This is a genomic window from Clostridium massiliamazoniense, from assembly GCF_001403635.1.
Classification (GTDB): Bacteria; Bacillota; Clostridia; order Clostridiales; family Clostridiaceae; genus Sarcina; species Sarcina massiliamazoniense.
In genome coordinates this window covers 1,309,779-1,325,846 of the sequence record NZ_LN879468.1, presented here as the reverse complement: position 1 = coordinate 1,325,846, position 16,068 = coordinate 1,309,779, and the positions used below count along the sequence as shown (strand labels likewise).

At 28.1% G+C, this 16,068-nt stretch carries 12 protein-coding genes; 10 read left to right on the top strand and 2 right to left on the bottom strand.

Going from position 1 to position 16,068, the window contains the following annotated elements; all coding sequences use genetic code 11:
• Window positions 1-17: 17 nt before the first annotated feature.
• On the top strand, window positions 18-914 hold the full coding sequence (locus ARA19_RS13090; RefSeq protein ID WP_055071414.1) for an RluA family pseudouridine synthase: 897 nt from the start codon (window positions 18-20) through the stop codon (window positions 912-914).
• Between the two features lie 171 nt (window positions 915-1,085).
• Here ARA19_RS13090 and ARA19_RS13085 read toward each other — a convergent pair whose 3' ends face one another.
• Window positions 1,086-2,444: a D-alanyl-D-alanine carboxypeptidase family protein gene (locus tag ARA19_RS13085; protein ID WP_055071413.1), complete on the bottom strand. Its 1,359-nt coding sequence runs from the start codon at window positions 2,442-2,444 to the stop codon at window positions 1,086-1,088.
• 228 nt (window positions 2,445-2,672) lie between these two features.
• Here ARA19_RS13085 and ARA19_RS13080 point away from each other — a divergent pair, with 228 nt between their 5' ends.
• From ARA19_RS13080 to selB, 4 genes are all read left to right on the top strand, one after another.
• Window positions 2,673-3,335, top strand: a complete 663-nt coding sequence (locus ARA19_RS13080) for a ComEA family DNA-binding protein (protein ID WP_055071412.1) — start codon at window positions 2,673-2,675, stop codon at window positions 3,333-3,335.
• Between the two features lie 253 nt (window positions 3,336-3,588).
• On the top strand, window positions 3,589-4,626 hold the full coding sequence (selD, locus tag ARA19_RS13075) for a selenide, water dikinase SelD (protein WP_423230610.1): 1,038 nt from the start codon (window positions 3,589-3,591) through the stop codon (window positions 4,624-4,626).
• Between the two features lie 36 nt (window positions 4,627-4,662).
• On the top strand, window positions 4,663-6,054 hold the full coding sequence (gene selA, locus ARA19_RS13070; protein ID WP_055071411.1) for an L-seryl-tRNA(Sec) selenium transferase: 1,392 nt from the start codon (window positions 4,663-4,665) through the stop codon (window positions 6,052-6,054).
• Entirely contained in the window at window positions 6,051-7,949 is a 1,899-nt protein-coding gene (selB, locus tag ARA19_RS13065) for a selenocysteine-specific translation elongation factor (RefSeq protein WP_055071410.1), read from the top strand. Before selA ends, selB begins: the two co-directional genes overlap by 4 nt.
• Window positions 7,950-8,040: 91 nt before the next feature.
• On the opposite strand, the gene ARA19_RS13060 is transcribed toward selB, so the two are convergent.
• Complete coding sequence (locus ARA19_RS13060) at window positions 8,041-11,205, bottom strand: carbohydrate-binding protein (RefSeq protein WP_055071409.1); 3,165 nt, start codon at window positions 11,203-11,205, stop codon at window positions 8,041-8,043.
• A 413-nt stretch (window positions 11,206-11,618) separates the two neighbouring features.
• On the opposite strand from ARA19_RS13060, the gene ARA19_RS13055 reads away from it, so the two are divergent.
• The 5 genes from ARA19_RS13055 (at window position 11,619) to ARA19_RS13035 (ending at window position 16,021) form a co-directional block, all read left to right on the top strand.
• Window positions 11,619-11,888: a hypothetical protein gene (locus ARA19_RS13055; protein WP_055071408.1), complete on the top strand. Its 270-nt coding sequence runs from the start codon at window positions 11,619-11,621 to the stop codon at window positions 11,886-11,888.
• A 15-nt stretch (window positions 11,889-11,903) separates the two neighbouring features.
• Complete coding sequence (rlmD, locus tag ARA19_RS13050; RefSeq protein ID WP_055071407.1) at window positions 11,904-13,259, top strand: 23S rRNA (uracil(1939)-C(5))-methyltransferase RlmD; 1,356 nt, start codon at window positions 11,904-11,906, stop codon at window positions 13,257-13,259.
• Window positions 13,260-14,187: 928 nt separating this feature from the next.
• The gene (locus ARA19_RS13045; RefSeq protein WP_055071406.1) at window positions 14,188-14,946 is read left to right on the top strand and encodes a hypothetical protein; all 759 of its coding nucleotides are present in this window, start codon (window positions 14,188-14,190) and stop codon (window positions 14,944-14,946) included.
• 38 nt (window positions 14,947-14,984) lie between these two features.
• Window positions 14,985-15,227 (top strand): hypothetical protein, encoded by a 243-nt coding sequence (locus tag ARA19_RS13040; RefSeq protein WP_147574398.1) that lies wholly within the window; start codon window positions 14,985-14,987, stop codon window positions 15,225-15,227.
• 281 nt (window positions 15,228-15,508) lie between these two features.
• The gene (locus ARA19_RS13035) at window positions 15,509-16,021 is read left to right on the top strand and encodes a GNAT family N-acetyltransferase (RefSeq protein WP_055071404.1); all 513 of its coding nucleotides are present in this window, start codon (window positions 15,509-15,511) and stop codon (window positions 16,019-16,021) included.
• Window positions 16,022-16,068: the final 47 nt, after the last annotated feature.

Here is a 16,068-nt window from a genome sequence, read left to right as displayed (position 1 = left end):
AGGAGACGATTAAGTTAATGAGTAAGATAAATAAAGTAATAAGCGAAGTTTATGATAAAGTTAAAATAAGAGAGTACTTAAAAGAAGAACTAGGTTTATCAACAAGATTCATAAAGAAAGCAGCCATAGATAGAAGAATTTTAATTAATGGAAAATCAGTTAAAATGAATTATGTCTTAAATGAAGGAGAAGAACTAGAAATAGAATTATCAAGGGAAGAAAGTCAAGATATAGAACCTGAAAATATAGATATTGAAATTATTTATGAAGATGAAGATATAATAGTGATAAATAAAAGACCTTTTATGGTAGTTCATCCAACTAAAAGTCATCAAAGTGGAACTTTGGCTAATGGAGTATTGTATTATTTTAAAGAAACAAATCAGAATTGTATAGTTAGATTAGTAAGTAGATTAGATATGAATACTTCTGGATTAATAATAATAGGGAAAAATCAATTTGCACATATGCAGTTATCCCAAGAGATGAAAACAGAAAAATTCCAAAAGAGATATTTAGCCTTAGTTCATGGAAACCTTAAAGAAAAAGAAGGAACTATAGATAGACCTATATACAGACCAACTTTAGATTCAATAAAAAGAACTGTTGATGAAAGAGGACAAGAAAGTATAACACATTATAAAGTAGTTGAAAGTTTTGGAGGTGCTGACCTTGTGGAGTGCCTTTTAGAAACAGGAAGAACTCATCAAATAAGGGTTCATTTAAGTAGTTTAGGACATCCTATATTTGGAGATGAGCTTTATGGTGAAGAATTCGATGATAGTAAATACATAAATAGACAAGCATTACATGCATCAGGATTAGATTTTTATAGTCCAAGAACTAGAAAAAAATTAGAATTAAGATCAGAATTACCTTATGATATGAAAGAGTTAATAGAAAAATTAAAATAGTATAAGTATTAAATAGATGAATTGTCATAAATACGAGGATGTATCAAATTGCAGATACATCCTCTCTGGCTTTTATCTAGCTATATAGGTTGTACCTATATAGCTATCTCAACAGATAAAAAATACATTTATAATAATATAAATTAAGGTGTTGCTTTGGTACAGCACCTTTTAATCATATTTATTTTTTCTACCCCCAAACAATTGCTTAGGAGCTTTTTTTCTTCTAAAATTCATAGAGAATTTTTTAGGTCTTCTTCTACCAAAAGGACCTGATGGCTTAGTAGGTTTGAATAAGAAAAATAGTAAAACTGTAATAATTAAAGCTCCTATGGAATAAAGGATTTTATTATCAGAGATATTATTTAATACTTTATCAAATGTACTATATTTAACAGTAGCACCAGAGACTAATGGTAATGATGTATATGAAGAATTACCAATATAAATTTCTGAATTTAGTATAACATCACCTTTATTAACTGTTTGACGACTTAAATCTTTTTTTTCTATTTTTAATGAAGGTTTAAGCATAGTTTCTATATCATTTTTTGAACTAGATTGATTCAATTTACTTGATTCACTAACATAGAAAACATCATTTGAAGCAAGTAAAGGAATTTCTTCTTTTCCATTTATCTTAAAAGTTGATACCTTATCCCCTTTGTTATACAGCTTAATTAAATTAAAGTTATCGAAACCATAATTAAAAAGAGCTATGGTATCTTTAAATAATGAAGCTTTATCTTCATATCTAAAAATTGTTAATATAAGCTTTTGTCCATCTTTTTCAGCTATGGCTGTGTAAGTAAATCTTGATTTTGTAGTGTAACCAGTTTTACCAGCAATTAAAGGCTCATAGTAGTTAGAATTTGTAGGATATAATAAAGAATTAAGATTATTAACCCACTTGGTTTGATTATCAACTTTACTAGCAGGTAATTCATAACTAGTAACTCTTGATATTCTAACAAAATCTTTGTTTTTAGACACTTCTTTCATTATTAGAGCTAAATCATAAGGTGTTGTTAAGTGATCATCTTCAAATAGGCCACTAGAATTTACAAAATGAGTATTGTTAGCACCTAAACTTTTAGCTTTTTCATTCATCATTTTTACAAAGTTTTCTTCAGTTCCACCTATATGTTCAGCAAGAGCCACAGCACAATCATTAGCAGATTCTAGTAGTAATCCGTGTAATAATTCTTCAACAGTATATTGGTCACCTTCTTTTAAAGCAATAGAACTTCCTTCAGCAAAAGGTGGATTTTTACCAATTGTGACTACATCTGAAAGCTTTGAATTTTCTAAAGTTAATAGAGATGTTAATATTTTTGTGGTGGAAGCAGGAGGTAATTTCATATTAGCATTTTTTGATGCTATTATTTTTCCTGTTTCTGCATCCATAAGCATCATTCCCTCTCCAGTAACAACTGGAGGTTCTGGCGAAGCTATTGCCAATTTACCAAATCCGAAAAAAGATGAAAATAGTATTAGAGGCAATAGGATTCTCCTTGTAATATTTTTCATTAGAATCCTCCTAATTTATCAGGTTAATATAATTTTTTACTTAATATATTTTAATTCTTAAGAATGTTGTTCAAATAAAAAGAAAAATACCTAAAAAATACATTATTCTAATTTTAACCATTTAAATAAATTATACACTAAATATTTTGTTATAATCTATAAATTTATATAAAATTGTCAATAATTTAATTAAATATATATAAATTCAATTTAGATTAAGGGGATTTTATGAAAAACAAGGAAAAAATTATTGGATCTGTAGTATTACTTGGATTAGCTATGTTTATATTTATAGGAGTACTTCAAAGTAGAAAACCAACAACTTTATCAGAAACAGAGATAAATGGAAAACTTATGGAGAGTAATTCTGAAAATATATCTTCAAACATTATAGATTTAGGAGATGATAATGAGAAAGAGACTTCTAATACAAATAATTCTAAAATAGTAGTTGAAATAAAAGGAGAAGTAGTTAAACCTGATGTTTATGAATTAGAATCAGGAAGTAGAATAAATGATTTGATAAATTTAGCTGGAGGAATAACTGAAAATGGTGATATAGAAAGTATAAATAGAGCAGAAATATTAAATGATGGAGACTGTATTATTATTAAAAATATACAGTTTAAAAATGAGGGGAATGAAGAGGAAAAAGAAAATTTACTTTTAGATAATAATAGTTTAAAAAGCGAAAGTAGAAAGATAAATATAAATTCAGCAGATAAGGAAGAACTTATGACCTTAACTGGAATTGGAGAAACCAAAGCAAGTAGTATAATAGAATATAGAAGTAAAAATGGAAAGTTTGTTTCTATAGAACAATTGGCAGAGGTAAATGGCATAGGCATTAAAACTGTTGAAAAGCTAAAGGATAAAATAACTATAAAGTAAGTAATAAAACATGCCTTGTGTTATAATTTTAGAGGAAGTTATCTAGAGGAAATGTAGATTTACTTCTAAGTTCTAAAAGGTTAGAGTGTTATAGCCTCTAGCTATAAGAGAAAATATAATTAATATTAAAAGTCTAGTATTTAGAGAGTGGACTTATTTAAGTTATAGAATAGGTTCCTATAAAGACTAGTAAAAGTTAAAAAACTAATGACCTAAAAATAGGCATAATAATATAGAATGAGGTGATTATATCATGAGTAAGAATTTAAAATTAACTTCTCTAACTAAATCAGGAGGATGAGCAGCTAAAATGGGGCCGGAGGCTCTTTCAAATATATTAGAAAATATACCTAAAATGGTAGATGAAAATTTAATTGTAGGAATTGATACTTCTGATGACGCAGCAGTATATAAATTAAGTGATGAGATAGCAACAATTCAAACCTTAGACTTTTTTACTCCTATGGTAGATGATCCATATACTTTTGGGCAAGTTGCAGCGGCAAATTCACTTAGTGATGTTTATGCCATGGGAGGAAAACCGATAGTGGCATTAAACATAGTAGGTTTTCCAAATTGTTTAGATCCTAAAATATTAGGTGAAATTTTAAGAGGTGGAGCTGAAAAAGTTTTAGAGGCTGGTGCTGTAGTTGTTGGAGGACACACTATAGAGGATGAAGAACCTAAATATGGTCTTTCTGTAACTGGTATTGTTCATCCAGATAAGGTTTTAAGAAATTATGGATCAGAAACAGGGGATATAATAATTTTAACAAAACCACTTGGTAATGGAATGATTAGTAATGCATTCAAAGGGGGAATAGCCTCTGAAGAAGCATATAATAAATTAGTAAAAAATATGACTTATTTAAATAAATATGCCTGTGAAATAATACTTAATTATAATATAACAGCATGTACAGATATAACAGGCTTTGGACTTATGGGACATATATTCGAGATGGCTAAACCATCAAATAAAACTTTTAAGTTATTTAAAGATAACATACCTTATATAGAGGAAGCTAGGGAATACTCAGCTATGGGCTTTGCAGCAGCAGGAGTTTATTCTAATAAGGAACATTTAAAAGGACAGTATGAATTAAATAATGTAGATGGTTGGCTTGAAGATTTATTATTTGACCCACAAACTTCAGGAGGCTTAGTATTTACATGTAAAGCAGAAGACTTCGTTGATATAATTTCAGAATTAAATAAACTAGAAATTAAAAGCGAAGTAATAGGAACTGTGGAAGAATTTAATGGAGAAGCTTATATTTTAGTTGAATAGTAAAAAAAACACGGGGCTTAATAAGGACGTGGAATTATGAAAAATGAATTATTAAGAAATTTACCTAAAATGGATTTATTAATAAATGATCAGAAAGTAAAAAATTTAATAGGTATCTTTGGAAGAGAAAGTATTCTTAAGGAATTAAGAGAAACTTTAGACTTTTATAGAAGAGCTATTTTAAATGAAGAAAAAGATTCAGTTCCAACTATAGAGGAAATAAGAGGAAAAGTAGAAAATAAGTTATCAATAAAAAAGGAACCTTCTATAAAAAGAGTAATAAATGCTACTGGAATAGTTATACATACTAATTTAGGAAGGTCTCTTTTAAGTGAAAATTCTATAAAGGCCATGATAAACGTTGCTAGAGGTTATAGTAATTTAGAATATAACTTAAAAGATGGAAAAAGAGGGTCAAGACATGATCACATAAGTAATATTTTAAAAGAACTAACAGGAGCTGAGGATGCTGTTGTGGTAAATAATAATGCAGCAGCCGTTATGCTTGTTTTAAATGAATTATCTAAGAATAAAGAGGTTATAGTGTCTAGGGGAGAACTTGTTGAAATAGGGGGTTCCTTCAGAGTGCCAGAAATAATGGAGCTATCAGGAAGTTTTCTAAAAGAAGTGGGAACTACTAATAGAACTCATTTATCTGATTACGAAAATGCTATAGGAGATAATACTTCCTTATTATTAAAAGTTCATAGTTCTAACTTTAAAATAATAGGTTTTACAAAGGAAGTAAGTTCTGAAGAATTAGCTTCCTTAGGTAAAAAACATAATATAATAACTATGGAGGATTTAGGAAGTGGAATTCTTGTTGATTTATCAGAAGAAGGCTTTAGTGAAAGTAAAACTGTTATGGATGTAGTTAAAAGTGGAATTGATATAATTACTTTCTCAGGAGATAAATTACTAGGTGGTCCACAGGCTGGAATCATAGTTGGTAAGAAAGAATATATAGAAAGATTAAAAAAGAATCAATTAATGAGAGCACTAAGAGTAGATAAAATAACTTTAGCAGCCTTAGAGGCAACTTTAATGGAATATTTAAATAAAGAAAGTGTAATGAAGGAAATTCCAACCCTTAATATGATTTCACTTACTAAAGAGGAATTAAAGAAAAAGGCACTTGAATTAAAATCAATGCTAGATTCTATAGAGTTAGATTATAGCTTTTCTATAAGCGAGAATACTTCCTTTGTTGGTGGGGGATCAATGCCTGGTGAAGAAATTACTAGCTATGTTATAGAGATAGTAAGTAAGAGTTTAGAGGCCAATGAAATAGAGAAAAGTCTTAGAGAATATAAAACACCTATAATATCAAGAATAAATAAGGGAAAAGTATTATTAGATGTGAGAACTATTAAAGAAGATGAATATGAGACTATTTTAAAGGCTTTAGAGGAGAGAATAAACAAATGAAGCATATAGTTATAGGGACAGCAGGTCATATAGATCATGGAAAAACATCTTTAGTTAAAGCCCTTACAGGTAATGATTTAGATAGATTAAAGGAAGAAAAGTTAAGGGAGATAACTATAGAAAATGGTTATACTTATTTTAATTTAGATGAAGATATAAGAGCTGCTATTATAGATGTTCCAGGTCATGAAAAGTTTATAAAGAATATGATAGGTGGAGCAGCATCTATTGATATAGTAATGTTAGTTATTGCAGCAGATGAGGGAGTAATGCCTCAGACTATAGAGCATTTTAATATATTAAAGCTCTTAGACATAAAGTCAGGAATAATAGTATTAACTAAAAAGGATTTAGCTTCTGAGGATATTATAGAAATAGTAAAAGAAGATATAAATGATATGGTAAAAGGTTCATTTTTAGAAAATTGTAAAATAGTAGAGGTGAGTAGTAAGTCTAAAGAGGGTATAGATAATTTAATTAATGAATTAAGAACCTTAGTAAAGGATGCTGAAGAAAAAAATAAAGAAGCATTATTTAGAATGCCTATAGATAGAATATTTTCTGTAAAGGGAATCGGAACAATTGTTACAGGAACAGCTCTTGGTGGAACTATTTCAGTTAATGATGAAGTAGAAATAAATCCAGGAGGCTTAATTTCAAAGGTAAGAGGAATTGAAGTTCATAATGAAAAAAGAGAATTTGCTAATGCTGGAGAAAGAACTGCTATAAACTTACCAAACCTAAAAAAAGAAGAATTAAAAAGAGGTATGGTTATAGGTGAACCAGCAAAGGAAACATCAAGCTTTATTATAGACTGTAAAGTTACTTTATTAAAGGATGCAGAAAGAAGCATAAAAAACAGGGATAGAGTTAGAATTTATTGCAATACTAATGAAATAATGGGACGAGTTGTTTTATTGGATAGAGAAGAACTTAAAGTTGGAGAAACAGCAAATGTTCAAATAAGACTTGAAGAGGAACTTTGTTCAAAATACAAGGATAAAATAATTATAAGGACTTATTCACCTATGTATACCATAGGTGGAGGGACAATTTTAGAAGCAAAGGCCAATAAAGCTAAAAGATTTAATGAAAAATATATTATGGATTTAAAGATGAAAGAAGATGGCTCTCTAAATGATAGAATAAGTAATTATATAATAAATAATGAGAATAAAATGACTACAGTTTCTGAAATAAGAAATAGTTTCAATTCAACTGAAGAAGAAATAGATAAAGCTTTTGAAAAATTAGAAGAAGAAAAGATTATTATAAGAATTGGAAAAGATTTTTATATACACAGTAGATATTTATCAGAGCTTTCTAATAAAATAGAAAAATATTTTAAAGAATACTATTCAAAAGAAAGCTTTAAGCTGGGTATAAATAAAGAAGAATTTAAAAAGAATATATTAGACTTTAAAGCAAAAGGAAATATATTTAATGAGCTGTTAGTTTTATTAAAGGAAAGAAAAATAATAGACTTTAATGAAACTTTAGTTTGGGCCTTTGAAAGAGAGGTTAAATTCACTGAAGAGGAAAATAAAATTAAGGAAATACTTATAGAGAAATACTTAAAAGGTGGATTTAAAACAGAGAAGGCAGAAGATATAATAGGAAAAATAGATAAAAAGTCTAAAGCTAAGGAAATATATAATTATTTAATTGATACTAAGGAATTAATCTATATTGGAGAAGGAATAACTCTTCATAAAGATAACGTAGAAAAAGTTAAAGACTTAGTTATAAACTATATAAAAGAAAATGGTTCAATAAATATAGGACAATTAAAGGAATTAATAGATAGTTCAAGAAAATATTTAGTACCTATCCTTGAATATTTAGACAGAGAAAAAATAACTAAAAGAGTAGAAGATAAGCGTATTTTAGTATAAAAATAGGAGGGATATATCTGTAATTTTGATATATCCCTTCTATTTTTTTATTTAGTATATAGGTTCTCTATTAGTGACTACTTATAAAATTTTACTTTTGGGACCAAAGTGCTGGAACATTAGTTGGCTCCCAGCCATTTAAAGATAAATGTGGTTGAGTACATTTATATTCTTTGTTGTTGTAGGACACTATATCTCCAGATTTATAGTTAACATTTGCTTTCCAAGGATTAACTCCAGGTGTAGGTTTTTCAGCATTTTCTTTTTTTACTGATACAGTAACTTTAGAAGTTTTTGTTTCACCATTTTTATTTTTTAAAATAACTTCATAAGTGTAATTTCCATCTGTTCTATTTTTAAAGTCTTCTTTTATTAAAGTAGATGAACTTGCAAAAGAAGCAGATTTTATAGATTTATTATTTTCTAATACTTCATAAGAAGTAGTATTATGGTTATTTGGTAAAGTTAATGTTAAAGAATAGTTACCATCTTTACTGTTAGTGGTACTAGTAGTTAAGGTACCTTTAAGTGGTAAATTATTTTCAGGTTTTTCTGGAACTTTTGGTGTTTCAGGAGTAGAATCTTCTAATCCATCTGCTGTGAATTTAATGTTAGTTGGCTTTAGAGAACCAACATTACCATCACAAGCACCACCAAAGCTAATTGATTTTCCAGGGGCTATAGTTCCATTCCAGCTATTAGGTTTAAAACAATAAAGTCCATTGTTTTCACTAAATTGAACATCCCAAGCATTACTTATTTTTTTTGAAAATTCGAAAGAGAGATTCCAATTTTGTAGTTCTTTATTTGTCTTATTAGTAATGGTTATTTGATAGTTAGCACTAGTACCCCAATCTTGAGTTACCTCAAAATTGACATCAACATTATTTTCTTCTGGTTTTGGGTCAGGATTTGGATTTGGATTTTCTGTTTCTGAAATAACATTAATAGTTATAGTGTCACTTGAAGTTTTGCCATGATTATTTGTTAATTCAACATAATAGTTATATTTTCCTACAGCTTTATTGGTAAAAGGAACTTCAAAATCTAAAGCTTTTTCAGAAACTGCACCAGATTTTATTTCTTTACCATTTTCAAATAATTTGTAAGAAGTAGCAAGTGATTTTTCAGGGATTCTTACTGAAAGAGTATAATTGCCTTTGTTTTCAACGTTATCAGCACTAATTGATGGTTTTCTAGGTAAATTATTTTCTGGTTGTTCAATATCAGAAGGATCTAAAGGTAATGGATTTTTTAAATATCTTTGAGCTTTAGTTATCCACCAATAGTTATCAGAAGCAGGGGAACCTACTGCATCTGTACTAGCACCAACACCAGCACCGAATAATATAGAAACAACACCAGCATCTTTAGCTTCTTTCATGTGATTTCCCCAAGTAATTGTATCTCCTTGAGCTTTTATTTTAGGGTCATTATATTCATTGGTGCCAAAGTATTCTGTTCTTTTTCCACCACCAGCTTCAAAGGTATCTCCAAAGAAGAAGGTAGGAGCAGAATCTTCATAGTTTCCAACAGCATTAGTTAAATCTTTAAATTTGCCACTAGAATCATATGGGTTATTTTCTTGAGAGGAATTTAAATGTCCTACAGGTATTTGCCAAAGAATAACTGGTTTTTCTGTAGTCTTATGAAGAGTTTTTGTGTAAAGTAAATAGTTATTCCAAATATCAGAGTTCCAAAGCCATTTTGAATCCTTTGGATTTTCAGCAGCACCAGGTTCATAAGCACCATCTAAGCCGTATTTGTCTATTGATATAAATTCAGTTCCATAGGAGTTTATTCCAGCTGCTAAATAGTATTCAGCAGTTTTTCTAGCAACATCTTCTATATATTTTTGTCCTTCTTCCATACCTATAAATTCAGTTTTATGAAGAACACCTTGGCTAGGGATACCAGGTTCACTAAATGCCCAAATATTAAATTGCCATCCGTTATAAGCTTGAGGATAATATTTTTCAACTGTGTAATTAATAGCTTCAACTAAACCTTTAACATTATTTTCGAAATTAGGATCTTTTCCCTTTTCTAATATACCTGAACTATAAGCAGCATCAACTACAGCAGAAATTTCATTAGGTTGCTTTCCAGATTGTTGCATCATATAACCTAAGAAATCTGGTTCAAATACCATACCAACAGTTTCATCACCAGCATACTCTTTACAAATATCTAATAGGAATTTTAAGTCTTGGAAGTATGCTTCCATATAAGCTTTATCATTTATGTGAGCTATATCTACAGCATAGTCTTCAGCATCATCTGGAATATTGTAATAAACAAAGAATGGAATCATTCCAAGTTTTAAACTTTCGGTAATGTATTTTTTAGCTCTAGCACCATCTTCAGTTGTCCATTTTCTCCAACCGCTTATAGGACCTCCATTTATATAAATATATCTTATATCAGTTCTTTTATTTGTATCATCATTGGAAGTTTCCTTCCAAAAGTTTAAATCGTTATCAGTATCTTCTGAAACTTGTCCAATAGAAAGATAGTTAGGCATTCCAGGAACTTTTCCATCAGCCTTTAAGACTCTACAACCTATTTGTCTTATTTCACCAGTACTTTCTTCTATTATTTTTAATCCACTTCTTCCTTCTCCTATAGCTTCAATTTTTAAAGTATCTCCATTAAGAATAGAGGCTTTAACAGAGGAAGTATTACTTGAAATAACTTTAAATTTAGGTTCCTTTGCATCAACATGAATTAGTTTATATTGAGAATTGCCTTGTGGAACTGTAAATTGAATTTCTGTTCTTTGGTCATCTATTTTATCAATAACTATTTTACTAGTTTCAGCTGACCCAACTCTAAGAGATATAGTTTCACTTATAGTTGTACCAAAGGAGTTACTTAATTCTAAATAGTAATAGTAAGTTCCAGGAATAGTTCTTCCTGTAATTTGAATAGTACCAGTTTGTGGTCCAGGAGTTTCATCTTCCAGTTTTCCTTCTGCGACCACAGTAAAGTCATTTTTTATACCTATTCTTTCATAAAGTTTATAGCTTGTACCGTTGTTACCATGCCACATATTAAAGTTTATATTATAATTTCCATCACAGTCATTTCCATATTGGTCGTGTTGTAAAAGTGGCTTTCCGGGAGCTCCCGAAGCTGCTTTTACATTATTTTTTTCTGTAGCTGTAGCATAACTAGTAGGTACTAAAGCAAGTATAAAAGCAAAAGATATTAGTAATGATAAAGTTTTTGTTAGTTTACTTTTAAGTTTTCTCACTAAAATTCCCCCTTAAAAATGTTTACATACTTATAATCTCACAGTAAATTTTAAAAGTAAAAGAAAATAATTCCAAAAATTAACTTAAAAAATGAAGTTATTTGACAAAAAATATTTTTAAAAATAAATTAATTAAAATTAATAAAGATTTTGAGTATTTTATTAAGGGGATAAAGATGAATTTTTTATGAAGACATAGTGAAAAACAGTAGAAATTATTAAGATATTTTTGAAATAAAAATATTCCTAACACTAGAATTTAAGAGAGTTAATAATAAAATTTATTTTTATGTAAAAGATATGAATAAGAGCCTATGAAAGTTTACAGTAAGTATTTAATATAGTATACTTATTAAACGAAAGTTAATATTAGAAAGATATTTGAAGTAAAAAAAACAAGGAGGAATTTAATAATGGAACAAAATTCCCAAGAGCAAAATGAAAACAGAAAACAAGGTTTTTTTTCTAAAATAATGGTTGAAGTGGCTAACCAATGTTGTATAATAGTTTGTGCTTTAATATTATTAGCTATTTTTGATGGAGGATTTAAGATATTTGGATACTATATAGCAGAAAGAGTACCTCTATTCTTTTTATTATATTTAATAATGAATATATGCTATAGACCAATATTAGAAAGTTCAAAACTTAAAGCTACTGTTGGTAATAAATTATTTAAATAATTTTAGGAGTGTATAATGAAAAAAGGAAGCATAATTGAAGTTAAAATAGAAGATATAGAATTTCCAGCAAAGGGAATTGGATATGTGAACGGCTTAAAAGTTTTTGCAAAGAATGCTTTTCCAGGTCAAGTTGTTAAGGGAAGAGTTAGCAAAAAAAGAAGAGAATACGCTGAAATAAAGGTTCTTGAAGTAGTTGAAAAAGCTGAGTATGAAATAGAACCTATGTGTGACCACCATGGAGTGTCAGGAGGATGTATTCAACAAGTTATACCTTATGAAAAGCAATTAGAATTTAAAACAGATGAAGTTAAAAAGCTTTTTGAAGAAAGCAATGTAACTATGGGAAAATTCTTAGGTATAGAAAGTAGCCCAGAAATAAATCATTACAGAAATAAAATGGAGTATAGCTTTGGTGATGAAGTTAAGGGTGGAGAATTAAACCTTGGAATGCACATGGTAAACAAGAGAAATGGAATAGTTAACATAGATAAATGTTGTTTAACAGATGATGATTTTGAAATAGTATGTAAGGCAACAGTTAATTATTTTAGAGAAAAAGGCTTACCATTTTATAAAGTTATGCAAAGAGAAGGTTATCTAAGACACTTAGTAATCAGAAAAGCTAAGAAAACTGGTGAAATAATAGTTAACTTAGTAACTACAACACAAATAGATTTTGATCTAAGTGAATATGTTGAAATAATAAAGAACTTAGATTACAAAGGAACTTTAAAATCTATAATTCATACAGAAAACAACTCATTTTCTGATGCTGTAATTCCAGAGAAAATCAATATACTTTATGGTGAAGACCACATAACAGAAGAATTATTAGGTCTTAAATTTAAGATATCACCATTCTCATTCTTCCAAACAAACTCAGAGGGTGCTGAAAAATTATATAGCATAGTTAGAGACTTTATGGGAGATGCAAGTAATAAAGTTGTATTTGATTTATATTGTGGAACAGGTACAATTGGTCAAATAGCTGCAGGAAAGGCAGAGAAAGTTGTTGGTGTTGAGCTTATAGAAGAAGCTGTAGTAGCTGCTAATGAAAATGCTAAACTAAACAACCTTGAAAACTGTAACTTTATAGCTGGTGATGTAGCTGAGGTTATAAAAACAATAAAAGATAAACCAGACATAATAATCTTAGACCCACCTAGAAGTGGAGTTCATCCAAAAGCTATGGAATACGTAGTTAAGTTTAATCCAAAACAAATAATATATGTTTCATGTAATCCAAAAACTTTAGTGGAAGACTTAAAAGCTCTACAAATAGGTGGATATGAAATAGAAAAAACAGTTTTAATGGATATGTTCCCACATACTCCACACGTTGAGACTGTTGTAAATTTAAATAAGAAATAATATAAGTTTAAAATAGTTTAATTGTTTATACTAAACATTAATTATTTTTAATAAAGTTTAGTATAAAAATATTTTGATATTATAGGGTTAAGAGGATAATCGAAGAAAAAATAAAGATAAAACAAGATAAGTAAAGGAGCTTAGCAAAGTTATTGCTCGGCTCTTTTTTTATCATCTAAATCTGTAGTATCAAGAAAGATAAATTCAATGTTTTAGAGAAAAATTGAAATCTAGTATGCTACATTTTTAGATATGTTTTAAAATTGAGTTGGAGTTTGGTGATTTGTGGAACAATGAATTATTTTATTGTTGTATTAACTTTCAATATATTAAAAAATAGCTATTTTAGCCTTTTTAAAAGTCTTATAAATATTTCTATAAGAATTATTTGTATACAAAATAAGAAAAATAAAATTATATCAGCACTAAAAAATTAAATTGAAATTAAGTAATAAATTTGATTAATCTTTTGAAATTAAAATATTATTTAAATCAGTAAAGTAATTTATTGTAAAATAACTGTCCGTAGGTTAGGTATTTGAGTATGCTAATTAAAATTTTAATAGATTTTATAAAAGATAGTTAAGTATAATTTTAGCTGTTTAAATAAGGTGTGTGTTTCAATCATAAATACACCAAGGTAAAATAATTTAAAGTATACTATATAAATGTTATTTAGTATTTATTGGAGTATAAACTATTATTAATGTATAATAAAATATATATCACTGAAAAAATGTATTAAAAGAACTAGTTAGTTTGAGTTTAGAGCTATTCAATGGATTAGTAATTTATTGAAAATGAAACCATGTGGAAAATATATTTAAAGAGGATAATAAAAAGATATAATTATTTAAGCGGTTTTAAAATAAATTTGTAACTAAGATATTATTAAAATATTTTATAAAATAAATTGAAGGAGAAGATAATGAAAAAAATTTTAAAAAGAGTGTTTTTAATAATATTATTATTATATTTAGGAATTATTGGCTCAAACTTATTTGATGGGAAATTTGAAGACTTATCCCAATTAGATCAAAATGTATTAAAAGAGTTTGCACAATTTTCAAAATCACAACCTCTTTGGAAAAATTACAAATTAAAAGATCGTAGTCTTTTATTTATTAATAAAGGTGTACTAGGACATGCTTATATGATAAATCCACAAAATAGACCATCTGGATTATTTGCAAAGGAAATAGATATCCCAAATAGTGGTAAAGCTTATCGTATTAGTGGATTATTTCCAAGTGTTTTAAAGATAAAATTAGAAGCAGGTAATTTTAATTCGATAGAAAATTATTTTATTTTCAAAGCAAGTCCAAAGGTTTTGGGTACTCCAGTTTATTTTTTAAAATATAATGAAAAGTCTATAACTGAAGTAAACAGTTCTTTACATTTTATGCCGTTTTTAGCTCATGAAGCTTTCCATTTTTATATGCAAAAGAATTGGCAAATGGGAAGTAGATTTGAAGGTAAATTATCTGATAAGGATATTGAACTTATTGGAGAGGAATATAACGTGCTTGCTAAGATGCAAAAAGCTGAACTAGAAAACAAAAAAGTTGATTGGAAAAAATTAGCTGAAGAATATATTGAAATTATGGATAAGAGAATTAAAGAAAATCCGAGTTATTTAAAGGATGAAATGGCTATGGAAACAATAGAGGGAACGCTACTTATGTAGGAATTAAGGCAGCTAAGGATGTAGATTATGATTTTGGGGTGATGTATTTTTCAAATAAAAAAAATGTATCATTTCAAGAAGTGATTCCAGCAGTGAAATCATCTGGAGCTATTCAAAAGAATTTTTTAGCTGATCATATGCCTTATGAAACTGGTGCACAATTATGTTTTCTTTTGGACAACTTAGGAGTTATTGATTGGCAAGAAAAGTTGAATGAACAAAGTAAAGATAAACCAGCTTTACTTTATGATTTGGTACGTGAAGCTGTAGAAGAAAAGTAATAATTGATTGAAAAAAGGATATCAGTTAAGATTAGAGGTATTCGATAATTTCTATTTATTAGGAGTAGTTTAAAATGAATATTCTAATGTAAATATTACAATTTATCAATTAAAATTTGAGAAATAATATAAATTTAAAATATTGCCCAAACTCACTTGCTTTTTTAAATAGCAAGTGAGTTTTGTTTTAAAACAATAGTAAAGATATTTAAAGTTGTTTTTGTGCTTTGTATAAAAAATGCTAAAATATAAAAATAACTTTGCAAAAGAAGGAGTAAAAAATGATAAGAGAAGCAAATAAAAAAGATTTAGAAGATATTTTAGAAATTTATAATGATGCTATAATGAATACAACAGCTATTTATACTTATAAGCCTGAGACACTTGAAGAGAAAAAACAATGGTATGAAAAAAAGAAACAAGGTGGTTATCCACTATTAGTGTTTGAAGAAGATAATAGGGTTGTTGGTTTTGCTACATTTGGCCCTTTTAGAGCATGGCCAGCATATAAATATACTATAGAGCATTCCATATATGTACATAAGGATTATAGAAACCATGGGATTGCAACAAAATTAATGAAGGAAATAATAAAGATTGCTAATGAAAGAGAATATGCAACACTTGTAGCAGGAATTGATGCGGCCAATGAAGGCAGTATAAAAATGCATGAAAAAATGGGATTTAAGTATTCAGGTATAGTAACAAAAGCAGGTTTTAAATTTGGTAAATGGTTAGATCTTGCTTTTTATCAATTGAATTTAGTAGGACCTAAAGTGCCTACAGAAGAATAATTCAATAAATGAAAAAAGAAATTATATATTTTTTATTTAGGAAATAT